Source organism: Ruegeria sp. H8, assembly GCF_056532905.1.
Genome location: NZ_JBQFNY010000004.1, coordinates 233549 through 259744 on the forward strand (window position 1 = coordinate 233549; position 26196 = coordinate 259744).

The following is a 26196-nucleotide window of genomic DNA, read 5'->3' on the forward strand; positions in this document are numbered from 1 at the left end:
ATGACCGACCTTCCGAATACAGCCAAAGCCGTCATTATCGGTGGCGGGATCATCGGCTGCTCGACCGCCTATCACCTGGCCAAGCTGGGCTGGACGGATACGGTGCTGCTGGAGCGCAAGAAGTTGACCTCGGGCACCACCTTCCACGCAGCGGGTCTGGTGGGACAGTTGCGTTCGAACGCCAACATCACGCAATTGCTGGGTTATTCCGTTGATCTGTACAACAAGATCGAAGAGGAAACAGGGCTTGGCACTGGCTGGAAGATGAACGGCGGCTTGCGTCTGGCCTGCAACGAAGAGCGCTGGACCGAGGTGAAACGCCAGGCCACTACGGCGCATTCCTTTGGTCTGGACATGCAGCTTCTGACCCCATCCGAGGCGCAGGAGCTGTGGCCCTTGATGGATGTCTCTGACGTGATCGGCGCGGCTTACCTGCCGACAGACGGTCAGGCGAACCCGTCAGATATCACGCAGGCATTGGCCAAGGGCGCCCGCATGGCCGGAGCGAAGATATTCGAAGATACTAAAGTCACCGATATCGAGATCGAAGATGGCAAAATTCGTGCGGTAATCACCGAGCAAGGTCGGATCGAGTGTGAAAAAGTGATCTGCTGCGCCGGGCAATGGTCCCGCACCTTTGCCAGCCGTTTTGGCGTCAACGTTCCTCTGGTTCCGATGGAGCACCAGTACATGGTGACTGAACCTTTCGACGTGCCCGGCAATCTGCCCACTTTGCGCGATCCCGACCGGCTGACTTACTACAAGGAAGAAGTCGGAGGTCTGGTCATGGGCGGCTATGAGCCGAACCCGATCCCCTGGGCCACCAAGGGTATTCCGCAAGGTTTCCACTATACCCTTCTTGACAGCAACTTCGATCATTTCGAACAGCTTATGGAACTTGCGCTGGGTCGCGTGCCCGCGCTGGAAAACGCTGGCGTCAAGACGCTGACCAACGGGCCGGAAAGCTTCACGCCCGACGGCAATTTCATCATCGGTGAAGCGCCCGAGTTGAGGAATTTCTTCGTCGGTGCCGGCTTCAATGCCTTTGGCATCGCGGCTGGCGGTGGTGCTGGCATGGCGCTGGCGGAATGGGTGCACAAGGGTGAGCCGCCCTTCGATTTGTGGTCTGCCGATATCCGCCGCTTTGGCCGCCCGCATTTCGACACCGACTGGGTTCGCACCCGTACCGTCGAGGCATATGGCAAACACTACACGATGGGTTGGCCCCATGAGGAACATGACTCGGGCCGCCCCTGCCGAAAATCGCCGCTTTATGACACGTTGAAAAAGCAGGGCGCATGTTTTGGCGAGAAACTGGGCTGGGAACGCCCCAACTGGTACGCGGACGTGTCTAAGGGCGAGGTGCCCAAGGATGAATACAGCTTTGGCCGCCAGAACTGGTTCGATGCCGTCGGGCGCGAACATAAAGCGGCACGCGAAGCGGCTGTGTTGTTCGATCAGACCTCTTTCGCCAAATTCGCCCTCAAGGGCCCGGATGCTTTGGCGGCGATGAACTGGATCTGTGCCAATGATGTGGACAAGCCGGTTGGTGCGCTTGTCTATACCCAAATGCTGAACGACAAGGGCGGGATCGAGTGTGACCTGACTGTTGGGCGCGTAGCCCATGATGAGTTCTACATCGTCACCGGCACCGGCTATGCCACCCATGACTTCGACTGGATCAACCGCAGCATTCCCGAGGGCATGAATTGCCAGCTGTTCGATATCACCTCATCGAATGCGGTTCTGTCATTGATGGGGCCAAAATCGCGTGAGATTCTGGCGGCGGTGACGCGCGATGACGTCTCGAACAGCGGGTTCAAGTTTAGCACGATCCGCACCATCGGCATCGCCGGGTGCCCGGTCAAGGCGCTGCGCGTGACTTATGTGGGTGAATTGGGGTGGGAATTGCACTTGCCGGTGGAATATGCCCAAACGGTGTACGACGCCTTGACGGAGGCAGGGCGTCCGCATGGATTGATAAATGCGGGATACAGGGCGATTGAATCGCTGCGCCTTGAAAAAGGCTATCGCGCCTGGGGCTCGGATATCGGGCCGGATCATACGCCGTTCGAAAGCGGCTTGGGCTGGGCCGTGAAACTTCGGAAGAATATTGATTTCAAAGGGCGTGCCGCATCTGAGGCGCAAAAAATCGGCGGCGTAAAGAAGATGCTGGCATGTTTCACCGTTGACCCCGAGGTTGTTCTTCTGGGGCGTGAAACGATCTATCGGAATGGCGAAAGGGTCGGATGGCTGACTTCGGGCGGTTATGGTTACACCGTCGGAAAGTCGATCGGCTACGGTTACATCCGAAACGCCAACGGTGTCGACGCACAATACGTCACATCGGGGACATATGAATTGGATGTCGCCACTCAGAGGGTTCCTTGCGAAGTGACGCTGCAACCGCTTTACGACCCGCAGATGAGCCGGGTGAAGATCTGACCCGAGGGTGCAAGAGCAGATCTACCGACACACACACGGCGATCGGAACACATGGGGAAAGCATGCAAACAGGGCAAGTCCGTCCCGAATGTGCGAAAGTTCGTCGAATCTGACGGATTTCGATCCATAAGCCATTGATAAAGTTTCAGTATTGTCACACCTCATGCCCATCTGAAAACTGAACTGCAAGACTTCTCATTCAGCTTTCAGGGCGAACAACCTTTCATCCGTCGGAGATTGGATGACTTCAGCCGAAAGGACCGGAAATGGTAACCCCAGATGCGTTGACTGAACATGCGATGAAGATTGCTGATATTGCCTCGGAGTCCGCGATGCGGTTTTTTCGGGGGTCTTTGGGCATTGAATTCAAACAGGATGAAAGCCCGGTGACGCAGGCCGACAAGGCAGTTGAGGCGGAAGTACGCACCTACCTGAAACAGCATTTCCCCACGCACGGCATCTTTGGCGAAGAACACGGGCAAGAAGCAGGCGACGGGCGTCATATGTGGGTGATTGACCCCATTGACGGAACGCGTTCGTTTCTGTCCGGCCATCCTTTGTTCGGGTTCCTTTTGGCGCACCTTGTGGATGGGTGCCCCCGGTTGGGTCTGGTCGGAGTGCCGGCCTTGCATGAGACCTATTTGGGTGTGGTTGGTCGCGGGGCCAGCCTGAACGGGCGGCCGATAAAGGTGTCGCATACCACGCGTCTGGATCAATCGGTTTTGTATGTGAATGAAGGCGACAAGATTTTTCGCGATCATCCTGACCTGTTCAGCCGGCTGATGAATGCAGGGCAGACGCGCCGATTTGCCTATGATTGTTATCCCCATGCCTTGCTTGCTTCGGGCCAGGTCGATGCTGTGGTGGATTACGATCTGCAACCTTATGACTATCTGGCGCTCTCACCTCTGATCACGGCTGCTGGCGGAGTGATGACCGATTGGCAGGGGCTTGCGTTGACCCTCGATTCAGATGGCGCGGTCGTTTCCGCCGCAACCCCTGAATTGCATGCTGAACTGCTTGACCTCATCAATGTCGAGAAATGACAATGTTGCGCAACCTTGGAAAACTAGCTCCCGCGATCAGATTTGAATAAATACAAAAAAACAAAAAGTGATCCTATCGACGTCGTGACGATTCCGACGGGCAACTCCTGCGGAGCCAGAAGAAGGCGTGACAAGATATCGGACAATGTCAGCAGAATCGCGCCCACGATCGCCGAGACGATCAGCAGGTTTCGGTGCAGAGTTCCGGCGACGCCGCGTGCAATATGAGGCACCATCAGGCCGACAAAGCCGATGACACCGGCAACGGAAACGAAACTGGCCGTCGCCAACGCGGCAACGAAAAACATGCTGAACCGCAGACCTTGAACGGGAATACCCAGTGAAGAAGCTGTGAAATCCCCGGTCAGCAGCGCGTCAAGCCACCGGCTGCGGTAAAGTGAATAGCTCAGGATCAGGCCCAGTCCGATTAGGACAAGCGGGAACGTTTCCCATCTTGCCAGTCCCAGACCGCCAAGCATCCAGAATATCACCGAATGAGCCGCGCGATTATCGCCAGAGAAAATCAGGTAGTTGGTGATTGCGGAAAACAGAAAGGACACCGCCAGGCCAGCCAGGATCAGTTTTTCGGGTGCGCTCGTACGCAAGCCCTGAACCAGCGCCAGAACAATGCCGGAGGCGATCAGACCACCGCAAAATGCCGCCAGCGGCAACGTCCAGATTCCCAGGACATCACCCGTGACGGTGATCACCAGAACGGCGCCGGCAGCAGCACCCGAGGACAGACCGAACAGAAACGGATCTGCCAGGTCGTTTCGCGTCGTTGTTTGCAAAACGACACCAACGACGCCCAGTCCCGCACCAATCACGGCGGCAAACAAGGCACGGGGCAGGCGAAGGTCGAAGACGATCCGGTGCAAGGGCGACATGTCTCCTTCCACCAGACCGGTTCCGAGACCGATGGCCGAAAAAACTTCGCGTATGGGGATTGGGGTGGTCCCGTAGACGATCGACAACAGCAAAAGGGCGGTCAGAACAACCGCCCCCAGCACTATCAAACGGCCCAATCGGACCATATCAGTTGGTCTCCGGATGCATCGCCTTCGCCATCTTCTCGATCGCCTCGATATTTGCCGGGCCGGGCGTCAGTTCCTCGTAACGCAGGCCAATCCAGCGCTCGTTCTTTACCGCGTCCATTTGTGACATCACCGGGTGATCCTTGAGGAACTGAAAGGTGTCCTCTGCGCCGTTGCCGGATTGATAATCGAGCAGCACCAGAAACTCCGGGTTGGCCGCTGCCACGGCCTCCCACGACGTGCGGCCCCAGCTGGTATCCAGATCATGCGTCACGTTAGCGCCACCCGCCGCTGTGATCATCGCATCGGGAATGGCGAACTTGCCGGCGGTGAATGGAGCATCGGCCGGTCCGTCCAACAGGAATACGCGGGGCTTTGCCAGATCGGCTGTTTTTGCTTCGATGGCGGACAATTCGTCTTTCCAGCTGGCAACCAGCGCCTCGGCCTTGTCTTCGACCTGCATGACCTTGCCCAGACGCAGAACGTCATCAAACAACAGGTTCATGCTGGCCTCGGGGCGATCCTTGTCCAGATGCACGCAGCTTTCGGTCAGGATCATGGTCTTGATACCAAAGGGTTCCAGCGTGTCGGGCGTGACATCTCCGCCGGGTTTCATGCCATAGTACCAACCGGCAAAAAACAGATCGGGTTCGACGGCCACAAGGTTTTCAATCGTCGGGTATTTGGGGGCAAGCTCTGGGATGTCGCCGCGCTGAGCATCAAAATCAGGGCTGGTTTTATACCAACCCGTAATTCCGGTAAGACCCACGATCTTGTCCTGAAGGCCGAGCGCAAAGGCCATATCCGCCATGTTCATGTCATGCACGACCAGACGTTCCGGCGCCGAGTCAAAAACCAGCGGTTCACCGCAATTGTCCACGGTGATGGCTTCCGCTGCCGCGCCACCTGCCAAGCCAGCGAAAACAACCACCGGCCAAAGTTTCTGCATCATATTTAAGTTCCTGTTATTATGACAGTTTCCGTTTTCGGATATCCAGTGCGGGGATCATGCGGCCTTCGTGCTGAAAGCACAGGTAATCCACGCCGAATGTCTCGCGTACCCGGTCTGGGGTCAGAACTTCGCCAACAGGCCCGAACCCTGTCAGACGCGTAGCCTTCATCAACGCCACATGGGTGGCGAATTCCGGGATCATGACCAGATCATGGACGATCATGACGACCGTTACCCCCAGATCAGCGACCAGAGACAGCATGTGCCCCTTGGCATCGGGGTCCAGATGGTTGGTTGGCTCGTCCAGAAACAGCAAGGACGGGTTCTGGGCCAACGCGCGCGCGATATGTGCGCGCTGACGTTCTCCGCCGGACAGCTGACCCATCGTTTTGTTGGCAAAATGCGACAGCTCGGTCGTCGTCAGAACCCGTTCCAGATCAGCCTTGTGCTGAGCCATCGAACGTTCGTCTTGAATCGGGATTTGCCCCAGCGCAACATAGTCTTGCAGGCGCATCCGCCCGTCAGGCATTTCCTGCTGCCCGACCACAGCAATGGAGCGGGCACGTTGGCGGGCGGACAGGGTCCGAAGGCTTTGACCTTCGATCCAAACATCACCCAAGGCAATCCGTTCGATCCCGCACAGCAGTTTCAGCAGAGTGGTCTTGCCGGCGCCGTTCGGCCCTGCGATTGCCAGAATTGATCCTTCTTCCAGACGAAAGGACACATCCTGCAACAGGATATCACCATTGAGCGCATAGTACTTCAAATTCTCGGCAACCAGAAAACTCATGAAGCGCCACCAGACGGCAATGCGGGTATTCGCGACAAGGTCTTTGCGAAAAGGGCAGGGGGGCGGTCCGAGGCGCTGGTCCAGCCATCGTCACTGTCGCCGAACTGGGTCGCGAATTCGACCAGGGCGGACAGGTCGTGTGATGTCGTGATATCGCCAAACAGGTACTGCGCTTTTCCCGGGGCCTGAAATCCGACGGTCATGGCCCGTTCACAACCTGCCATGCACGTCACCATTCGGGTTTCAAAACCGTCAGGCAACCGGGCATTCAGCACGTCTTGCGCGGCCTCGGCAGACATCGCCCCCTGACATGTTGAACAGATCAGAACGTAGTGATCAGAATAGCAGGTCATAGCCATCTCCGTCGTTTGCCAGACGCAGACAGAGGGCACATACCCAGATATTACGCAAACGCGCCATCAAGCCTCCTTCCGAGACGCCCCGCCTCGGGTTGGTTCATAGTGCGATGGCAGGTCTCCTGACTTGCGGGTCGTTGCTTGGCCGACCTTCCCAACCCATGCGGGTCAGTGGTGAAGTGGCGTCGCTCACCGCTTACAGTTGCGGGGGCAGTCACGGACTTGGCACATTCCAGTGCCGCACCGTGTTCCCATTTTCATCCCTTATGGAACCATCCCGCTCAGCTAGTCTGGCAATGCCAGACTTGTCAAGCGGCAGACGAAGGCGTTGGTAGATGGAATTGCGACAGCTGACCCAGCTGTCCTGCTGCGCCAGCCCGGACCGAACGGTGTCAATAGTCTGATACAAGAAGGAAATCCGGTTCGGAATCTTTCTCGACCTTTGAAAACCGTGGAATTGGCTTTTCAAACCCAATGTCGGTGCGGTCGTTATTCACGGTCGATACCTCGCCAATAAGGCAATCGCCGCGCTCGGCCCAAAAAGCGTGCCAGATGCCGGGCATCAGAGTTACGCTTTGCCTCGGCTTCAGCCGCACGTACTCTTGGGGTTGCAAGGTTACAGGGCAGGCATCGCTGGGGACCGTCACCGGGTTGTCGCGGTCGACGCCACCGTTTGGATCCGACGCATGAATTTCCAGAACGAGATCGCCGCCGCCCCGGTTGATGATGTCTTCTGCCTTGATAATATGCCGGTGCATCGGAGAAAGCTGATTGTCTTTCAAGATCAACAGTTTTCTGCACAGAGCATCCCACGCCCGGATTTCAGATCCTTCGTCTAAACCAGTGCGTAGAGTGAACGGGAATAGGCAATGTTCGTCGAAATGGCCTTGTGCGTAATTGGTAATGTTCCATCCCAGCCTGCGGCTGCGGACAGTTTCGACCAAAGAGATGCGCATTTTCTCGGGCGATCAATCCGCAAAGAGCGGCTACGCGGCGCCGAAAGATTGAATGAACGCCTGGGCCTAGGGCTTGATGTGGTTGATTTCGGATCGTTTCATCATGCCATCCCGCAGATCAAAGTTCGTGCGCCCAAGGGGGTTCCGCCCCGGCTCGGGAAACGGTCACGGCCGCAACGTCAGCGCCCAGTTCCATGGCTGCTTGCAGGCTTTCAACCGTCAATCCGCGCAGACCTGACTTGGTCAGATGCCCTGCGCGGCTGAGCTCGGTCAGAACGCCGGCGTTGAACGTGTCACCTGCGCCGATCGTATCGACCACTTCAACGGGTTTCACAGGAACCGAGACTTCGGAACCATCCGCCAGGTAACCGTGCGCCCCGTCACTGCCACGCGTGACGATGACAACGGAAGGACCCGCTTGCAACAGCACAGACGCTTTTGCGGATTCGGCTTCAGCGCCCGGAATGATCCAGTCCAGGTCCTCGTCTGAAACCTTGACGATATCCGCACGCGAGATCATGCGGTTCAAACGCGTCCGAAACCGGGTTTGATCCTTGATGAAATCCGGGCGGATATTCGGGTCCAGCATCACTGACCGGTCGGAACCGTGGCTGTCCAGAAGGGCGGCATAGGCATCTGCGCAAGGTTCACACGCAAGGCTGATTCCACCGAGATACAGGGCAGAGACAGCAGGAAGCTGATCGGGCATGTCTTCGGGCAGCAACATCCGGCCCGCGGTGTTTTCATCGACAAAGCTGTAAGTCGCGTGTCCATCCGAGAGCTGCACAAAGGCAAGCGTGGTGGGACGGTCCGAGATGATCACATGTGTCGTGTCCACATGGCTCGCTTTCAGCGCATCAATCAATTGCTGGCCGAACATGTCCGATGACAAACCTGTCAGCATCCCTACCGGAACACCCAGACGTCCCATCGCGACGGCTGTGTTCAGAACTGCACCACCAGTATGTGGCACAAAACCAATTGCGCCCGATGCGGTCGGTTCTGAAATCATATCTATCAGCGCTTCACCACAGCACAGGATCATGTCTTGGTCCTTCTAGGTAAGAAACTTCGGTTAGTCTGGTTGCTGTCTCAGCGCGTTCTTGCAGAAGTTGTTTGCGCCGATGATCCCGAACTCTGCCTGTTCAGACACGTAAAGGTTCAGGGAGCGGCGCAAGTCGCTGAAGCGGCCGCCGCCGTTGAACGCATCCTTGAAGTTGTCACTGAATAGCCAGCGGTTTTTCTCGGCAACGCCGCCGACAAGGAAAACGCCCCCCTCCGGCATCAAGGTGACCGCCAGATCACCCATCAAAGCACCTAAGTGGGTGGTAAAAATCTGCGCCGCCTTTTCGGCGACCAGATCTGTGCCGTTGCGGGCATCGTTCAGAATGTCCTTTGCAGAGCGCGCCTGAGTTCGCGCTTGACCGGATGCCAATTCAACCGCCTGATAAAGGATCGGCAGGCCGGTTCCGCTCAGGAACATTTCTGCTTCCAGCGCCAGGCTGTCCCCAAAGAAACAGCCCGGTGCGATGCGACGTGCCGCCTCAAAGATATCAACTTCGTCGCGATGGCGCGGGTACAGGCCCACGTGCCCGCCTTCGCCGGAGACCGTGTGATACCTGCCTTCGGAAAAAAGCAAAGCACCAACGCCAAGCCCGGTTCCGGGCCCTACAACCAGCCGTGTGCCTGTGGGCGGCGCCTCCTGACCCTGCAAGACCGCAACATCCGACCTGGTCACCTCGGCCACCGACCACGCCGCAGCGGTGAAATCATTTATGACAAAAGTGCGCTCTGCTCCTGTTGCTTTCGTCAGCTCGGTTTCCGAAAGATCCAGGTTCGCGTTGGTCAACTGAATTGTTCCGTCCCTGACCGGCCCGGCTCCGGCTGCTACGACGGCCTGTGGGTTGGTTCCGATCTCGTCCCTGAGGTCATGGAACGCCTCGAGCAGGTCTTCCAATGTCCCCGTCGGGTGTTTCCGAAGATCTGCCAATTCTCCGTTCGTGACGACGCCCAGACGAGTGTTCGTACCGCCGATATCCGCAACCAGGTTCCAATGCTCATGCACGGCACCGAATGGTTGCGCTAACGGCTGAGAGACGCTCTGAGTACCGGACAGGGCGGATTTCAGCGCCATGAAAGACGCTTTGGGCGTTCTCGCAAGTGTTTCGAAATCCACGTCCACCAGTCCAAACCTCTTCTCGTACCCGAAGGCCCATTCATAATTGTCCAGCAGCGACCAGACAAAATAGCCATTCACCGGAACACCTTGTGCCAAAGCGTCCAGCACGGCCGCAAGGTGCTTGTCGAGATAATCGATACGATCATCGTCCTGCACGCGCTCCTCACTCGCCATACCGTTTTCGGTGATATAGATTGGCAACGCGCCCGTATAGTCTTTCCTTGTTCTGACAAGAAAGCGGGTAAGGGCAGAGGGATCGATTTCCCATCCCATCTGCGTTTTGGGTAACGGTCCGGGAACCTCTTGCAGGCTGGGCCAGGCGGCGTCCGCCGGGGCAATCAATTTTCGGGTATAGTAGTTCAACCCGCACCAATCGACCTGTGTGCCGATGTTTTCAAAGTCGTTCTGCCAGCCCTTGGGCAAGTGCGGCTCCAACCCCTCCAGGGCTGTTTGGGGATATTCCTTGTTGAAAACACCGCCAAGGAAGAACCGGTTGTAGATCGCATCGTAGCGATCTGCCGCAAGCCGCGCTTCCGCGCTGTCATCCGCGGGCTCGGACCATTCGAGGTTGAACACGGCACCCAGATTGCTCATCCCAAGACTGCGCATGGTCTGAATGGCCCGCCCGTGGGCCAACAAAACGTGATGCATCGCCCGGGCGGCGGCGCGGATATCGCGCAGACCGGGCGCATGGTGGCCTTCAAAATGGCTCAGCCAACTGACACACCAGGGTTCGTTGATCGGCGCGGCACTGAACATCCGGTCGCCGATCCGACCCATGATGACCTGCGTATAATCCGCGAACCAATCGGCGATATCGCGATTGCACCATCCCCCCTGATCCGCAAGCGCTGACGGCAGTTCCCAATGATAAAGCGTCACACAGGGGCGGATACCGCGTTCCAGCAGGGCGTCCGCCAATCGGTCATAATAATCCAGCCCGGCCTGATTGATCTGACCACGCCCGTCCGGCAGTACGCGTGCCCAGCTGGTCGAAAAACGATAACAGTCAAACCCGGCCTCGCGCACCAGATCGAAATCCTGCTCGAACCGGTTCAGGTGATCGCAGGCGACGTCTCCGTTTTCCCCGCGCACCACGTTGCCTGGCGACGCTGCAAAGGTATCCCAATGAGTTCGCCCCGCCCCGCCCTGTGCGTGGCCTTCAATCTGGTACGCAGAAGTGGCAACACCAAAGAGAAAATCTTTGGGAAAATCAGCGCGTGCGTGTTTCATGGTTGCACCCTGTTGGTCGCAGGGCCGGTTGACCTGCCAACGACCAGCTCGGCCTCCAGCAGCCTGGTTTTGACGGGATCATTCGGGGATTTGATGCGCTGGATCAACATGTCAGCCGCCATTTCACCCGCCTGACGGACGGATGAGCGTGTTGCCGTGAAAATCGGAACATCCTGCCCGTTCTTCAAATAGGACAGGTCGTCGTCATGGGCGATCACTGATACATCCGCACCCATCTCAAGCCCGTTTTCGGACAGCGCACGCCGTACGCCGATGGCAGAGATCATCGATGAACACAAAATAGCGGTCGGAGGGGACTCCAGGCGCAACATGTTCTGCGTTTCGTGATGGCCGTAAACCTCTGTCATTTCAGCGCTGCGCATCAGATCGGCATCGGGCGCAAGCCCGGCCTGACCAAGCGCCTCAAGATATCCGTCGCGGCGGCGTTGGGCAAAATCCATATCTTCCAGACCGTTGATCAGAGCGATACGGCGATGGCCAAGGTCAATCAGAAAGCGGGTGGCGCGCATGAACGAACTTTTGTTGTTCACGTCGATCCAGTCATAGTGAGCGTCGACGCCAGTCGAGCGTCCGTGCACGATGAATGGGACGCCCATGCGGGTCAGGACTTCGATCCGTGGTTCATTCACTTTGGGGCCTTGCAGCACGACTCCGTCCACCGCGCCGCGCTGAAAAAGACTCCGATACGCTTCTTCAATCGAAGTGTCGTCGGCATTGGTGAACATCATGTCATAGCCATGTTCAGCGTATTTCTTTGCGGCACCGGCGACGAAATCCCCGAAGATCGGGTTGACCATTTCATGCCGGGAAGAGCTGGGAATGACGTGGCCGATCACCATCGATCGTCCGGTCGCAAGCCCTTTGGCGCGACTGTTCGGCCGGTACCCGTGTTTGCGCGCTGCGGCTTGAACGCGCGCACGTGTGTCCTCGCTCACTTCGGGGTACCCGTTCAGCGCCCGGCTGACCGTAGTTTGCGAAAGGCCCAGAACTTCCGAGAGCTGCTTCAGGTTCATTTTACGATTCAAAGCGCCTTCAATTGAGTGGCTCTTTCTTGTTTTGTGAGCAAATGCAGCATCCGTCAACTTGTTTTGCGTGGAAAGCAGAAAATATAAATAATTCTGGCTCTGGAAAGCAAAACATTGACAGGGTGTCAATGTTAGCGGATAACACGGGCTATCCAAAGCGCTTTGAAAGCGAGTCTTTGAATACATGAAAGCTTGGGAGGAGGATTTGATGAAACACGGGCTTTACGCAGGTGCGGCGGCACTCGCCCTGATGGCCGGATCAGTTCAGGCAGAGGGTGAGATGATCCATGCCGTCGGCGAGGGCAGTTTTGACTGGGATGGGTTTCAGGCCTTTGCCGAAGCAAATGATCTGTCCGGCGAAAGCCTGACCATTTTCGGCCCCTGGCTGGCCGGCGAGGGCAAGTCTTTCGAGAACCTCGTGGCCTATTTCGACGAAGCAACAGGTGCGAATTCCAGCTATGTGGGCTCGGACTCTCTGGAACAGCAAATCCTTATTGATGCAGCCGCAGGTTCCGCTCCGAACCTGACTGTTTTCCCGCAGCCCGGTCTGGCGGCAAACCTCGCCAAGCAGGGGTATCTGACACCTTTGGCCGAAGGTACTGCGGACTGGATCAGGGAGAACTTCGCTGCCGGTCAGTCCTGGGTGGATCTGGGAACGTTTGAGAACGCGGAAGGGTCTGACGATTTTTACGGGTTCTTCTTCAATGTGAACGTCAAATCCCTGGTTTGGTACGTGCCCGAAAACTTCGAAGACTTTGGGTATGAAGTGCCCGAAACCATGGAAGAGTTCAAAGCTCTGATGGATCAGATGGTCGAAGACGGTGAGACGCCCTTGTGCGTTGGTCTGGCCTCGGGTGGCGCAACGGGTTGGCCCGCAACGGATTGGGTCGAGGATCTTATGCTGCGCACGCAACCGCCAGAAGTCTATGACCAATGGGTTTCCAACGAGATCAAGTTCGATGATCCCCGCGTCATAGCCGCGATTGAGGAATATGGCAGCTTTACCCGCAATGACGACTATGTGGTGGGTGATGCAGACGACACGGCGGCAATTGATTTCCGTGACAGCCCCAAAGGTCTTTTCGATAGCCCGCCGGCCTGCATGATGCATCGTCAGGCTTCGTTTATTCCCGCCTATTTTCCGGAGGGCACGGAATTGGGGGTGGATGCTGACTTCTTCTATTTCCCGGCTTACGCCGAAAAAGACCTGGGTACACCGGTGCTTGGGGCCGGGACATTGTTCACGATCACCAACCCAAATCCCGCGGCCGAAGCCTTTCTGGAGTTCCTCAAGACACCTTTCGCTCATGAGATCATGATGTCGCAGGATGGTTTCCTGACGCCCCACCTTGGTGCAAACCCGGATAGCTACTCGAATGATTCACAGCGCGGACAGGGCGAAATTCTGACCAACGCTACGACCTTCCGCTTTGACGGGTCCGACCTGATGCCGGGTGCGGTTGGGGCAGGTACTTTCTGGACCGGGATGGTCGACTACTCTTCGGGTGCAAAAGATGCAGCCACCGTGGCCAGTGAAATCCAGGCATCCTGGGACGCAGCCAAGTGAACAACTTATGGGGCGGTCCTGGGGCCGCCCCACTTGCCAAACGGATGGGCGCACCATGACACCCGCACTTCAAGGCCTGCTGACGATCGCCATCGGCGTGTCGGGTTGCGTGGGCTACTTCTATCTTTCCAACCAGTTTCTGGACAAAATCCTGTTTCCGCCGCGCGGTCCGAATGCGGGCCGAAACATCAACCGCGCGAACTTGATCCGTCCATGGTTGTTCCTGTTCCCGGCGCTTGCCGCGCTGGGGCTTTATCTGGCGTATCCGGTGGTCGAAACCTTGCGCCTTTCACTGACGGAGCGCGTGCCCGGTGGCGGATACCGATGGGTTGGCCTGGACAATTATGCCCAAATGGCGGCCGAGCCGAAGTTTTGGGAAGCCATGCGCAACAACATGTTCTGGCTGATCGTCGTGCCAGCCATGTCAACGGCTTTTGGTCTTCTCGTGGCGCAACTGACTGATCGCATCCGCTGGGGCAACTTTGCCAAATCCTTGATTTTCATGCCGATGGCCATTTCATTTGTTGGTGCATCGGTGATCTGGAAATTGGTTTATGATGCGCGACCAGCGGAACAGGACCAGATAGGCATCCTGAACGCGCTGTACATCTTCTTCGGCGGAACCGAACCCAACACGTGGTTAACAATCCCTTTCTGGAACAGTTTCTTTCTGATGGTTGTCCTGATCTGGATACAGACGGGTTTCGCGATGGTCATCCTGTCGGCGGCCTTGCGCGGTATTCCCGAAGAAACCATCGAGGCGGCTATTTTGGATGGGGCCAATCCCTTTCAGATCTTCTTCAAGATCAAGGTACCGCAGATCAAAACCACGATCCTTGTTGTTTGGACGACGATCACGATCACCGTTCTCAAAGTGTTTGACATCGTCTTTGCCATGACCAACGGCCAGTGGGAGACACAGGTGCTGGCAAACTACATGTACGACAAGCTTTTCCGCGCCAATGACTGGGGCGTCGGATCCGCCTCGGCCATGGTGATCATGTTGCTTGTTACACCGATCCTCGTCTGGAACGTGCGTAACGCGCGCAAGGAGATGGAGTAAGCCATGAGCGATATCGCCGGAACCAAACCCGCGCTCAGATGGGTGGTGCATCTGTCAGTCATCTTCCTGGTGGCTCTTTGGGTCATTCCTACACTTGGCTTGCTGATTTCGTCCTTTCGGACGGCAGATCAGATTTCGTCCAGCGGCTGGTGGCGGTCGCTGTTTCCCTCTGAACAAAACCTGACGCTTCGCAGTGCCGCGCCCGAGACGCAGGTGCTGGAAAACGGAGTGTATGTCATTCAGGGGGCGTTGTTCGGCGAGGATGAGCAAGCAACGATTTCCAGATGGGGTATCAGTTCGCGCGAGGTTGATGCATTTGAACCGGGCCAAACAGCCGAACTGCGCCGAGGTGGTACGATCACGGTGGATGCGACGGGCAACTATCGGATGGAAAACACCGAGGAATTCACAGGGAAACGTGGCGCGCGCATCTTCGTAACAGCGGAACTTCCACCCGAGTTCACTTTGGAAAACTACCGAAAGGTTCTTCTGGATCAAAGCAGTACGGACAGCATGGCCAAGGCGTTCTTCAACACGCTGACGGTGACCATCCCTGCAACAATCATCCCGATCCTGGTTGCTGCCTTCGCGGCTTATGCGCTGGCATGGATGGAGTTTCCCGGGCGCGCCCTGCTGATCGCGGCCGTTGTTGGCCTTTTGGTCGTTCCGCTTCAATTGGCCTTGATCCCGTTGCTGAAATTTCACCTCAATATCGGGATCGGCAAAGGCTATCTGGGAGTCTGGCTTGCGCATACAGGGTTTGGGATGCCACTGGCGATTTACCTGCTGCGCAACTACATGGCCGGATTGCCGCGTGATCTGATCGAAAACGCCCGCGTCGATGGCGCCACCGAGTTTCAGATCTTTACCAAACTGATCCTGCCACTCAGCTTCCCGGCGCTGGCGTCTTTCGCGATCTTCCAGTTCCTGTGGACATGGAATGACCTTCTTGTTGCCAAGGTTTTCCTGATCGACGCGACCGGCCAGACAACCGTGATGACGAACCGCATCGTCGAGCTGCTGGGTACACGTGGCGGCAATTGGGAAATCCTTGCGACCGCTGCCTTTGTCTCGATCTTCGTGCCGCTGGTCGTCTTCTTCGCAATGCAAAAATACCTGGTCCGGGGCCTGCTGGCCGGATCTGTCAAATAGAGGCGTCTGATGAACGTGCAGAACAACTTTGTACGCAGCAATGCAACGAAACTGTCTTCGGATTGGTGGCGCGGTGGTGTGATCTATCAGATCTATCCACGCAGTTTTCAGGACAGCAACGGGGATGGAATCGGTGATCTGAAGGGCATCACTGCGCGACTGGACTACATCGCCTCGCTGGGCGTTGATGCAATCTGGATCTCGCCGTTTTTCAAATCGCCGATGAAGGATTTTGGTTACGACGTCAGCGATTACCGCGATGTCGACCCCATGTTCGGGTCGCTGGCGGATTTCAAAGAGCTTTTGGATCAGGCCCATGCCAAGGGTCTGAGGATCATGATTGATCTGGTTCTGTCGCATACATCCGATCAGCACCCTTGGTTCATCGAAAGCCGCAGCAGTCGTGAAAACCCGAAATCCGACTGGTATGTTTGGGCGGATCCCAAACCGGATGGCACGCCACCGAACAACTGGCTTTCGATCTTCGGCGGCTCGGCCTGGCAATGGGATGCCCGACGCCTGCAATATTATTTGCACAACTTCCTGACATCGCAGCCGGATCTGAATTTCCACTCTCCGGATGTTCAGGATGCGTTGCTGGACGTGGCGCGGTTCTGGCTTGATTTGGGGGTGGATGGCTTTCGGCTGGATACCATCAATTTCTATTTCCACGACAAGGCGCTGCGCGACAATCCCGCGCTGCCGATGGATCAACGCAACGCCACGATCGCACCGGCCGTGAACCCCTACAACCATCAGGACCACCTGTTTTCAAAAAGCCAGCCCGAGAACATCGCCTTCCTCGAAAGACTGCGGGCCTTGACGGACGAATATGAAGGCCGGGCTTGTCTGGGCGAGGTCGGAGATGCGCAGCGTGGGCTCGAGATTATGGGCGAATACACATCCGGGGACAAGCGGATGCACATGTGCTATGCCTTCGAGTTCCTGGAAAAACGTTCATTGACCGCCACTTACACCAAGCACGTTTTTGACCAGCTGGAAGCGAAGGCAGGTGACGCGTGGCCATGTTGGGCATTTTCCAACCACGACGTGCAGCGTCACGTCTCGCGCTGGAATTTGGATGACGCCGCAACCCGCCAGCACGCGGTTCTCATGATGTGCCTGCGCGGCTCTGCCTGCCTCTATCAGGGCGAGGAGCTGGGCCTGCACGAAGCGGATGTGCCGTTCGAGAAACTGCAAGACCCCTATGGCATCGAGTTCTGGCCCGAATACAAAGGCCGCGACGGCTGCCGCACACCGATGGTTTGGGCAGCACAAGATGAACAATCGGGTTTCAGCACCGCAGAGCCCTGGCTGCCGGTAAGCGCACAGCAGGCCGGGCAGGCGGTGGACCGATTGGAGGCGGATCCAAGCTCGATGTTGAACCACTACCGTCGCGCCATTGCCTTGCGGCATGCGCATCCTGCTTTGGCAACGGGGGCGCAGACCGGCATGACGGAAACGGGTTCGATTCTGTCTTTTGTGCGTGAGGATTCTCATGAGCAGATATTCTGCGCGTTCAATCTGGGCACGGATTCTGCCGCGTTCAATCTGCCCGAAGGCAGTTGGCAGGTCATGGGTCAGGACCTGGGCGGTGTCGAAGGAAGCGGCAACGTTGTCCTGAACGCGGCGCAGTTCATCCTGATGTACAGGAAAAAGGGATAAAGCATGTCTGAGCTCAACCTAACGGATGTCGCCAAGTCCTATGGCCCTGTCGATGTTTTGAAGAACATCAACCTCGACATCGAACAAGGCGAATTGATCGTTTTTGTCGGTCCTTCCGGATGCGGCAAGTCCACCCTGCTGCGGATGATCGCCGGGTTGGAGAAGATTACAGGTGGCACGCTGGAAATCGAAGGGCAGGTCATGAACGATGTTCCTCCTGCACAGAGGGGCATCGCGATGGTGTTTCAAAGCTATGCTTTGTATCCCCACATGACCGTTCGCGAGAACATGGCCTTTGCCCTGAAAATCGCGAAGATGCCCACAGCCGAGATTGATGCTGCCGTAGACCGTGCCGCTCGAATCCTTCAGCTGGAACCATTCCTGGACCGCCTGCCAAAAGCTCTTTCTGGGGGGCAGCGTCAACGGGTTGCCATCGGGCGCGCGATCGTACGTGACCCAAAGGTGTATCTGTTCGACGAACCCCTCTCGAACCTCGACGCGGCACTTCGGGTGGCCACGCGGATCGAGATCGCGCGTCTGAAAGAGGCCATGCCTGACAGCACCATGATCTACGTGACCCACGATCAGGTCGAGGCGATGACCCTGGCCAGTCGGATCGTGGTATTGGCCAACAAGGGCATCGCGCAGGTCGGGACACCGCTTGAACTGTATGAGGCGCCTGACAACGAGTTTGTTGCGCAGTTCATCGGTTCGCCGTCCATGAACCTGCTGTCCGGTACAATCACCGGAACCGGCGAAATGACCACCGTTGAACTGTCATCAGGCGGGATTGCAAGATCCGCGGTTCCAACCGAAGACAGTGAGCTGGGTAAAAAGGTCAATATCGGGGTGCGCCCCGAAGACTTGGCCATGACGGAAGACTCCGCGATTCTGTCCGGCAAGGTGGATTTCACCGAAGCCCTGGGCGAAGTCACGCTGCTGTATTTTGAGAAAACCGATGGTGCGGATGCAGTCATTGCAAAGCTGCCGGGCGTTCAGCGAAACCTGCGTGGCCAGACGGTCTCGGTCACGGCCGTACCGGACAAAGTGCATCTGTTCCACAATGGATTGTCCATGCGCAAATAGCAGCGAAACGCAGTTCTTGACAGAATTGCGTTTTGTGTTTCACCATAATTGAAACGTTTCAATGGTGAAAAATGCGGGTATCGGCGCAGCTTTACACGGTTCGGCAATGCGGTGACCTCTCGGACCAACTGAAGTTGATTTCCGCTTGTGGGTTTTCGGATATCGAAACCACCGGCCTGCATGACATGACACCGCAAGAGATGGCGCGCATCGTCCATCAATCAGGTCTTAACCTTCGTTCTGCACATTTCGATTGGGAAGAGTTCCACGAGCGTTTCGACGACATCGTTGAAGTACTGCACCTTTTGGAATGCCAGGTGGCGGTCATGCCTTGGCTGGCGCCACAGGCGCGGCCCGGCACTGTCGAGGGATGGAAGGCAGTGTCGGGCCAGCTGTCCGATTGGGCAGACCGACTGAGGGATCACGGCATCAGCCTGGCCTATCACAACCACGATTTTGATCTGTTCGGGGCGCCGGGAAAAACGCCTCTTGAACAGATTCTGGCGCAAGAAAACATCTATTGGCAGCCTGATATCGGTTGGATCGTCGCGGCCGGTCAGGACGCGGCTGACCTGCTGGCGCGCCATGCGGATCGCATCCTGTCTGTTCATGCAAAGGACGTGGATCCGCAGGGCGGATCCGGCGACAGGCGCTGGCGCAATCCGGGTGAGGGTGTTGTCGATTGGGACGCCACGATACGAGCCCTTTCAACCACCAAGTGCACCGACCTTTTCGTCGAACATGATGAAACCGCCGATCACAGGCATACCTTGCAAACGGGGCGGTCGTTTTTGACTGAACGGCTTGGGGGCATCGGCTGATGGCGCGGGCAACGATCAAATCGATCGCCCGTATGACCGGCTATTCAGTCGGCACGGTTTCAAACGCACTGCGCGGCGCTTCTTCGGTAAAACGGGAAACGCGGGAGGAGATCCAAAAGGCGGCGTCCGAGCTTGGGTATCGGGTCAATCTGGACGGCCTGAAACTGCGCACCAATAAATCCTACAGGATTGCGGTATTGGTCGGCGTTTCGGGCAGTGCCGCTGAAGAGTGGGAGGGTGTGGAGTTTACCCGGATTCTGGCCGGAATATCCGACGCGGTTCAAGGGTCACGCTATGAGTTGAGTGTCTTCAGTGTACGAGATGTTGAAGCCGCATTGCAGACCCTACATTCCATTGTGCAGGAAGGGTTGGCAGACGGCGTGATCTTTTCGGGAACTCGGGTGAATGACCCGCGTATCGCCTATCTGCAAGATGAGAGTTTTCCGTTTGTCACATACGGGATGAGTGACAGTGCCCAACCACATCCTTACGTGGATCTCGACAGTCAGGCTGCTGCTTTTGATGCAACGGCTCGGCTGCTGGCATTGGGGCATAAGCGGATTGCGCTTATCAACCCGCCGGATGACCTGATCTATGCTCGTCAACGTCGCCAGGGATATTCAGATGCTCTGACAGCAGGTAGCATGGAGTTTGACCCGGTCCTTGTTTATCCCGGCCCGACCACGGCGAAGACCGGGCAAAGGGCCTTTGCGGCGCTCATGCGAATGCACAACCGGCCAAGCGCCATCATTTGCGCGAACGAGGCGATGACCCTTGGCGCCTTGTCCGCTGCGGCCGACATGGGCGTTCAGGTCGGCAGGGATGTCGTTGTTATTTCAAACGACGATCTGAAGCTTAGCCAGTATTTCATACCCCCGCCCAGCACCTACTATTTGCCGATAGGCGAGACCAGCCGCATGCTGGGGGAATTCATGCTTAAAGCACTGGACGGCGTTGATCCGTCGGAAACGCAAAAAAAGATCAGGGCCACATTGATCGAGCGGCAACCTGACACCCCGGCGCCGGGCATGGCGCAGACCAACTGAGCCAACAGAGGAGAAACCGAATATGTTCAAAAACCTATTTGCCGTTGCAACGCTTGCAATGCTGACAGCGCCGGCGGCTTTTGCCGCCGATCTGGAAGGTCGCGTTCTCAAGATCGGAACGGATGCAACCTATCCCCCGATGGAAACCGTCGACGAAACAACCGGTGAAATCGTAGGTTTTGATGTCGATGTGATGAATGCAATCTGTGAAAAGATCAATTGCGTTCCGAATTTCGTAAACACCGCTTGGGACGGCATCTTTGCGGCGCTTCAACAGGGTGAGTTCGACCTGGTCATCTCGGGCGTATCGATCACGCCCGAACGTGAAGAAACTATGGACTTTTCCGAACCGTACATCGTTGTCAGTCAGGCCATTTTGCTGCAAGTCGACAACGCGGATATGACGCTTGAGGATTTCAAAGCGGGTGGCCAGAAACTGGCGGCACAAACCGCGACGACCAACGCCCAACTGGCGGAAGAGCTTGTAGGGCGCGAGAATGTCAGCCTCTACGACAACTTCTCGGCGGCTATTCTGGCGCTTCAGAACGCAGACGTGCAAGGGGTGATCATTGATGGCACCTCTGCCGCGGCCTACGAGCAGGAGTTTGCCGGAGAACTGACCGTGGGCATCACTGGCCTGCAATCGGATCCATTGGGTATTGTGTTTCAGGAAGGTGACCCGACGGTGGATGCAATCAATGCCGGTCTCGCCGCCATTCAGGAAGACGGCACGCTGGACGCGCTGAAGGCCAAATACTGGGGCACAAACTGATCCTTCAAGCCCTTCTGGGCCCGGCGGCAGTCGTTGCCGGGCCATGTTTCAGCGGAGAAGTTTCATGTCGCGTCTCAGTACGATCCGCCCGAGCAATCTTGTATTGCTCGCAGCCGCCCCTTTCATCATCTATCTGTTCGCCACATCCTCGAAATATCTGCGATCTCTGATTGCAATTCTGGGGATCGGCAACAATGCAGGGCCGATTTTCGTCGGCTTTCTGCTGATCGTCTCGGTTGCAATCCTTGGATATCTCTGCGCCCGGCATGCACGTTTTACCAATCATGCCCCCGGCTGGTTGCGGGTTTCGGCCCTTGCGGCGCTGCCCGCGTCAATTGCGCTTTTGGTCATAAGCTTTGTATCTCCACAGCTTTTGATGCCCTTCGCGGAATCCGTTTTCTTTCATGCGCTCAGCGAGAACACATCAAGCCTGATAGACCGGTCCAGTCAGACGTGGGTGTTGTATCCCGAAGTCGTGACCCATGTTCAAACAGGACTGCAAGTTCTTCTGGCCGCATACACGGCCGTTGTCGCCTTGAGCCTGCTGTCCGCGGGGTTGCAACGCCTTTGGCGCAGGCGCGTTCTTTTGGGGCTGGAATGCCTTACAGGTGCGGTTTTGTTCTATCTGATGTTCATGGCCCACTGGCAGTTCGCGACGGGCGTTGCCATTACGTTTCGCGCAGCCATCTTCGCCTATGTCTTCTCGGCCATTCTGGGCCTGATCTGGGTGGGGCTGCAATCGTTCAAACCACGGGCGCGCACCACGATTCTGTATGGTTCCATCAGCCTGGCATTGCTTGCGATATCAGCCTTTTTCTTCATGCAGCCGCAGGTCAGTTACGTTCTGGTCGGAAGCACCGAAGGGCGCATCGCCATTGTGCGCGGCACACCACAGGCGCAGGCTGACATCATCCGGTTTGGAGAGTTCGACGGTGCCGGCGACCAACAATACCGCATACGCAGCGCCACTGATGCGGCGGCCGCCCTCGAGCAGATTGAAACCGTCGACAGCGTTTCCGGAGCGTTTGTTCCCGTGGATGCTCATTCACAAGGCTATCCGGTTCTGTGGCAGACCAGTTTCCTGCCTGACAAATACCGGAATCCCGCTCTGGCTTTTGCTGTTTTCGGCTTTCTGCTGCTGACGCTGACCATTGGCGGCGCACAGCACAAGCTGCATCCTTTGGCGGTCGGGGCCGAATTTTTCGTGGACACGATACGCGGCATTCCGATGTTGGTTATCATTCTTTACATCGGCCTGCCCTTGGCGGGCGCGGTCAAGGATGCTACGGGCGGCGGCATTGATATGACCAACATGACACGCGGGATCATCGCGATTTCGGTCGGGTATTCGGCCTATATGGCCGAAATATTCCGATCTGGGATCGAGGCCATCCCGAAAGGGCAGCTGGAAGCAGGCAGTTCGCTGGGCTTGTCGCGCTGGCAGACGGCGCGGCTGATCGTTCTGCCGCAAGCCCTGCGGATCGTCACCCCGCCATTGGGCAACGAATTTATCGCGATGATCAAGGATACCTCGTTGCTGTCCATTCTGTCCGTCCGCGACATGACCCAAAGGATGCGAGAGTTTCAGGCAGCAAGCTTTCTGCCCTTTGCGCCGTTCAATACGGCAGCAATTCTGTACGTGGTACTCACTCTCTGTTGCGCAAGCTTCCTGAAATGGATCGAACGGCGCACGGCAAAGGACAACCGATGAGCAAACTGGAGCTTGGGGTTTGCTACTACCCCGAACAATGGGATCCGTCCCAGTGGCGCAGTGACGCCGCGCGGATGGCCGGGATGGGTTTGGATTGGGTTCGGATCGCCGAGTTCACCTGGGGTCTGATTGAACCGGAACGCGGGCGGTTTCACTGGGACTGGTTGGATGATGTCATCGAGATTCTGGGGCGGGCCGGTCTGCGGATCATGATGTCGACTCCAACGGCTGCGCCACCCAAGTGGCTGATTGATGAGCACCCCGAAATTCTGCCGGTTGGCCCGGACGGCCGGGTCCGGGGCTATGGGTCCCGCAGACATTATTGCTTCTCCAGTGACGTGTACCTGGCCGAGGCGCAAAGGATCGCGACGGAATATGCCAGCCGATATGGCCAGAACCCGCATGTCCATGCCTGGCAAATCGACAATGAGTACAACGACCACGACACCGTTCTCAGCTATTCCGATGCCGCGCGGTCTGGCTTTCGGCGCTGGCTGGCACAACGATACGGCACAATCGACGCACTGAACGAGGTCTGGGGGACCGTGTTTTGGGGGAGCCGCTATTCCGGCTTTGACCAGATTGAACTGCCCAACGGTTTGGTCGCTGCACCCAACCCCACCCATGCCCTTGATTTCAGGCGCTATTCTTCGGACCGGGTGCGGTTGTTCAACAAGACACAGGTGGACGTGCTGCGCGAACATGCGCCGGGTCGAGATATCACGCACAACTTCATGGCCGGTAGTTTCGAATTTGATCACCACGCAGTGGCCTCCGATCTGGATATCGTCGGCTTTGACAGCTACCCGCTGGGTAATCTGATGGGCTCAACCCTGTCAGAGAAGGAAAAGCGCCGTTATCTGCGAACCGGCGCGCCTGATTATCAGGGGTTTCATTGCGACTTGTATCGCAGTCAGGGGCGGGGGCGGGTATGGGTGTTGGAACAGCAACCGGGGCCGGTGGACTGGGCGGCACAAAACCCTTCCCCAGCCGAAGGGATGGTTCGGCTTTGGACCTGGGCCGCATATGCACACGGCGCGCAAGCTGTGATGTTTTTTCGATGGCGCCAGGCAAAGTTCGCGCAGGAACAATACCATACAGCCTTGCTGCGCTCGGATGACAGTCTGGATCAAGCCGCGCTCGAACTGGCTCAGATTGTGAAGGATCGCGAAAACCTGCCGTCAACGACGCGAGTTAAAGCCTCGGTGGCGATGATGCTGGATTACGCTTCGATCTGGGCGGCCGATATTCTGCCGCATGATGATGACTTCCCCAATTCCCATATCTTCCGCGAATGGTACACCGCCTTGCGCTGTCTGGGGGTGGACATTGATTTTGTGGGTCCCGAGGATGGTTTGGAAGGTTACGCACTGATCGTGCTGCCGCAAAGCATGATCGTGACCCCGGATCTGGCCGCAAGACTTGAGGTTTCGGGGGCAAAGCTTTTGATTGGTGCCCGATCCGGCAGCACGACAGCTCAAATGCAGACCCCTTCGAATCTGGCGCCGGGTGCGTTGGCGGATCTGACCGGCGTCCGTATCGCCCGTGTCGAATCGCTGCCGGATATTGCAAGGGAATCCGTGCAGTTGCAGAGCGGTCAGCTTTTTGACTTTGCTGGTTGGCGCGAAATCGTCGAGACCGAGGCAAATGTCCTGGCGCGCTTCAAAAGTGCCTATTGCGACGCCAGCCCAGCGGTCGTCCGGTCGGATCGTGCGACATATCTGGCCATGGTACCCGGCGGTGCGCTCGTGCACGAGATTATGCGCGATGTCTTGGAATGGGCAGGGCTGAAGCCTCTGGACTGCGATCCAGACCTACGCGTAACCCGACTCGGTACGTTGCATTTTGCTTTCAATTTTGGTGACATGTCCAAACCCCTGCCTAGTGGTGGATCACGACGAATTTTGATCGGCTCGGATCCGGTTGGCGCGCGCGATTTTACCGTATGGCAGGTAAACTAACGCTCTGAAATTCAACCGAAACGTGTCAAGAACAAAAACTGGACATAAGAATTCCGTAAACTGTCACTTTTGGACTGACGAACGGGCACAGAAAGTCCTATGAATAAAAATACAAAAACAAACTCATCCAACAATGGGAGATCACCTATGGCTAAACATTCTTTATTTTCGAGACGCTCTGTGTTGAAAGGCGCAGGTGCCGCGGCACTTGCGGCACCCCTTTACAGCAAGAGCGCTCTGGCTTCGTCGGGCGAAATCAACATTCTGATGTGGTCGGACTACCTGCCGCCCAGCTTCATCGAAGAGTTTGAGACGCTTACTGGAATCAAGGTGAACTATACCGGTATCGGCTCGAACGAAGAGATCATCAACAAGATGAAGGCCACCAAGGGCCAGGGTTTTGATATCGTTTCACCGACCAACAACCGGTCGTTGCAGTGGGAACCGCTGGAGCTGCTCCAGCCTTTCGACATGAACAAGGTTCCGATCGATCTGGTGAACCCTGCCATGGCCAAGATTGGTACTGATGCGTGGAACTTTGGCGATTCAGGTGCGCACTGGCTGCCGCATATCTGGGGTACAGAAGGTATCGCTTACCGTACTGACCTGTGGCTGCCGGATGGTGATGCGCCGTCCTATGGCGACGTGTGGTCGGAAGCGAACGCTGGGAAAACCATGGGCCGCGCGCATTCCATGATGCTAGGCGCCGGCCTTTATATGGAACGCGCTGGCGAGATGGAGCCGGGTTCGGTCTGGGCGGCATATGGTGATGAAGACACCATGCGTAAGGTTTGGGGCCAGATCACCGATTGGTGCGTTGCACGCAAGGACCGCATCAAACTGATCTGGAACGACGCCGACACACAGAAGAACGGTCTTCTGAACGAAGGCGTTATTGTTGGCCAAACCTGGGACGGCCCACCCCTTGCACTGAAATCCGCAGGCGAGCCGGTGCACTATCAGGCGCCTGTCGAAGGTGCGATGGCTTGGGTGGATGGTATGTCCATGCCGACTGGTGCCGCGAATATCGATCAGGTTTACGCTTTCATCGACTTTGCCTATCAGGCCAAGCCGGCCGGTGTTGCCATTGACAGTCACGGCTACAACTCGCCGGTATTGGGCGCCGACCAGTATTCCGGCGACACCTACAAGAAGAACTTTGCCGAGGCCTATCCGGGCGACTCGCTGGCCAATCTCAATCCGTGGCCGGCAGAAGCGCCGTGGTATGCTGAAACCCGGACCGAGTTCGTCAACAAGTTCAAGAGCGCTTAAGCGTTCCGAACCTTCGCCCTCCGCATCCTGCGGGGGGCACCCA

The 26196-nt window shown here is 56.9% G+C and carries 21 protein-coding genes, 1 pseudogene and 1 riboswitch; of the genes and pseudogenes, 13 read left to right on the top strand and 9 right to left on the bottom strand.

Annotated features, from left to right (window positions below):
• Positions 1 to 2445 carry a GcvT family protein gene (locus ACR0A2_RS12585; protein WP_480835295.1) on the top strand — a complete coding sequence of 815 codons (2445 nt, stop codon included), beginning with the start codon at positions 1 to 3 and terminating at the stop codon, positions 2443 to 2445.
• Between the two features lie 266 nt (positions 2446 to 2711).
• The gene (locus tag ACR0A2_RS12590; protein WP_480835297.1) at positions 2712 to 3491 is read left to right on the top strand and encodes an inositol monophosphatase family protein; all 780 of its coding nucleotides are present in this window, start codon (positions 2712 to 2714) and stop codon (positions 3489 to 3491) included.
• Positions 3492 to 3514: 23 nt separating this feature from the next.
• Here the strand turns inward: ACR0A2_RS12590 and ACR0A2_RS12595 are convergent, their stop codons facing one another.
• The 9 genes and pseudogenes from ACR0A2_RS12595 to ACR0A2_RS12635 form a co-directional block, all read right to left on the bottom strand.
• Entirely contained in the window at positions 3515 to 4525 is a 1011-nt protein-coding gene (locus ACR0A2_RS12595) for a FecCD family ABC transporter permease (RefSeq protein ID WP_480835299.1), read from the bottom strand.
• A gap of 1 nt (position 4526) precedes the next feature.
• Positions 4527 to 5477: an ABC transporter substrate-binding protein gene (locus tag ACR0A2_RS12600; protein ID WP_480835301.1), complete on the bottom strand. Its 951-nt coding sequence runs from the start codon at positions 5475 to 5477 to the stop codon at positions 4527 to 4529.
• Positions 5478 to 5493: 16 nt separating this feature from the next.
• Positions 5494 to 6267, bottom strand: coding sequence for an ABC transporter ATP-binding protein (locus ACR0A2_RS12605; RefSeq protein ID WP_480835303.1), 774 nt, complete (start codon positions 6265 to 6267; stop codon positions 5494 to 5496).
• On the bottom strand, positions 6264 to 6620 hold the full coding sequence (locus tag ACR0A2_RS12610; protein ID WP_480835305.1) for a DUF1636 family protein: 357 nt from the start codon (positions 6618 to 6620) through the stop codon (positions 6264 to 6266). The genes ACR0A2_RS12605 and ACR0A2_RS12610 overlap by 4 nt, the downstream gene beginning before the upstream one ends.
• A gap of 98 nt (positions 6621 to 6718) precedes the next feature.
• Positions 6719 to 6915, bottom strand: a riboswitch (cobalamin riboswitch).
• A gap of 100 nt (positions 6916 to 7015) precedes the next feature.
• The gene (locus tag ACR0A2_RS12615) at positions 7016 to 7579 is read right to left on the bottom strand and encodes a D-lyxose/D-mannose family sugar isomerase (protein WP_480835307.1); all 564 of its coding nucleotides are present in this window, start codon (positions 7577 to 7579) and stop codon (positions 7016 to 7018) included.
• 118 nt (positions 7580 to 7697) lie between these two features.
• Positions 7698 to 8624, bottom strand: a complete 927-nt coding sequence (locus tag ACR0A2_RS12620; RefSeq protein WP_480835309.1) for a carbohydrate kinase family protein — start codon at positions 8622 to 8624, stop codon at positions 7698 to 7700.
• 30 nt (positions 8625 to 8654) lie between these two features.
• Positions 8655 to 9713, bottom strand: a complete 1059-nt coding sequence (locus ACR0A2_RS12625; RefSeq protein ID WP_480619241.1) for a glucokinase — start codon at positions 9711 to 9713, stop codon at positions 8655 to 8657.
• A pseudogene (locus tag ACR0A2_RS12630) lies at positions 9687 to 10991 on the bottom strand (GH1 family beta-glucosidase); the annotation flags it as partial. The pseudogene ACR0A2_RS12630 and the gene ACR0A2_RS12625, both read right to left, overlap by 27 nt.
• Positions 10988 to 12025, bottom strand: coding sequence for a LacI family DNA-binding transcriptional regulator (locus ACR0A2_RS12635; RefSeq protein ID WP_480835311.1), 1038 nt, complete (start codon positions 12023 to 12025; stop codon positions 10988 to 10990). The pseudogene ACR0A2_RS12630 and the gene ACR0A2_RS12635, both read right to left, overlap by 4 nt.
• A gap of 220 nt (positions 12026 to 12245) precedes the next feature.
• On the opposite strand from ACR0A2_RS12635, the gene ACR0A2_RS12640 reads away from it, so the two are divergent.
• The 11 genes from ACR0A2_RS12640 (at position 12246) to ACR0A2_RS12690 (ending at position 26153) form a co-directional block, all read left to right on the top strand.
• Entirely contained in the window at positions 12246 to 13604 is a 1359-nt protein-coding gene (locus ACR0A2_RS12640; protein WP_480835313.1) for an ABC transporter substrate-binding protein, read from the top strand.
• 55 nt (positions 13605 to 13659) lie between these two features.
• Entirely contained in the window at positions 13660 to 14667 is a 1008-nt protein-coding gene (locus tag ACR0A2_RS12645; protein WP_480835315.1) for a carbohydrate ABC transporter permease, read from the top strand.
• 3 nt (positions 14668 to 14670) lie between these two features.
• Positions 14671 to 15819, top strand: a complete 1149-nt coding sequence (locus tag ACR0A2_RS12650; protein ID WP_171638771.1) for a carbohydrate ABC transporter permease — start codon at positions 14671 to 14673, stop codon at positions 15817 to 15819.
• 9 nt (positions 15820 to 15828) lie between these two features.
• Positions 15829 to 17484: an alpha-glucosidase gene (locus ACR0A2_RS12655; RefSeq protein WP_480835317.1), complete on the top strand. Its 1656-nt coding sequence runs from the start codon at positions 15829 to 15831 to the stop codon at positions 17482 to 17484.
• Between the two features lie 3 nt (positions 17485 to 17487).
• Positions 17488 to 18570, top strand: coding sequence for an ABC transporter ATP-binding protein (locus ACR0A2_RS12660; RefSeq protein ID WP_480835319.1), 1083 nt, complete (start codon positions 17488 to 17490; stop codon positions 18568 to 18570).
• A gap of 71 nt (positions 18571 to 18641) precedes the next feature.
• Complete coding sequence (locus ACR0A2_RS12665) at positions 18642 to 19391, top strand: sugar phosphate isomerase/epimerase family protein (protein ID WP_480835322.1); 750 nt, start codon at positions 18642 to 18644, stop codon at positions 19389 to 19391.
• Positions 19391 to 20437, top strand: a complete 1047-nt coding sequence (locus tag ACR0A2_RS12670) for a LacI family DNA-binding transcriptional regulator (protein ID WP_480835324.1) — start codon at positions 19391 to 19393, stop codon at positions 20435 to 20437. Before ACR0A2_RS12665 ends, ACR0A2_RS12670 begins: the two co-directional genes overlap by 1 nt.
• 22 nt (positions 20438 to 20459) lie before the next feature.
• Complete coding sequence (locus ACR0A2_RS12675; RefSeq protein WP_171119251.1) at positions 20460 to 21209, top strand: basic amino acid ABC transporter substrate-binding protein; 750 nt, start codon at positions 20460 to 20462, stop codon at positions 21207 to 21209.
• Positions 21210 to 21273: 64 nt separating this feature from the next.
• A complete protein-coding gene (locus ACR0A2_RS12680; protein ID WP_480835326.1) occupies positions 21274 to 22920 on the top strand; it encodes an amino acid ABC transporter permease in 1647 nt (548 codons plus the stop codon).
• A complete protein-coding gene (locus ACR0A2_RS12685) occupies positions 22917 to 24881 on the top strand; it encodes a beta-galactosidase (RefSeq protein WP_480835328.1) in 1965 nt (654 codons plus the stop codon). The genes ACR0A2_RS12680 and ACR0A2_RS12685 overlap by 4 nt, the downstream gene beginning before the upstream one ends.
• A 147-nt stretch (positions 24882 to 25028) precedes the next feature.
• Complete coding sequence (locus tag ACR0A2_RS12690; RefSeq protein ID WP_480835330.1) at positions 25029 to 26153, top strand: extracellular solute-binding protein; 1125 nt, start codon at positions 25029 to 25031, stop codon at positions 26151 to 26153.
• The last annotated feature ends 43 nt before the right edge of the window (positions 26154 to 26196 follow it).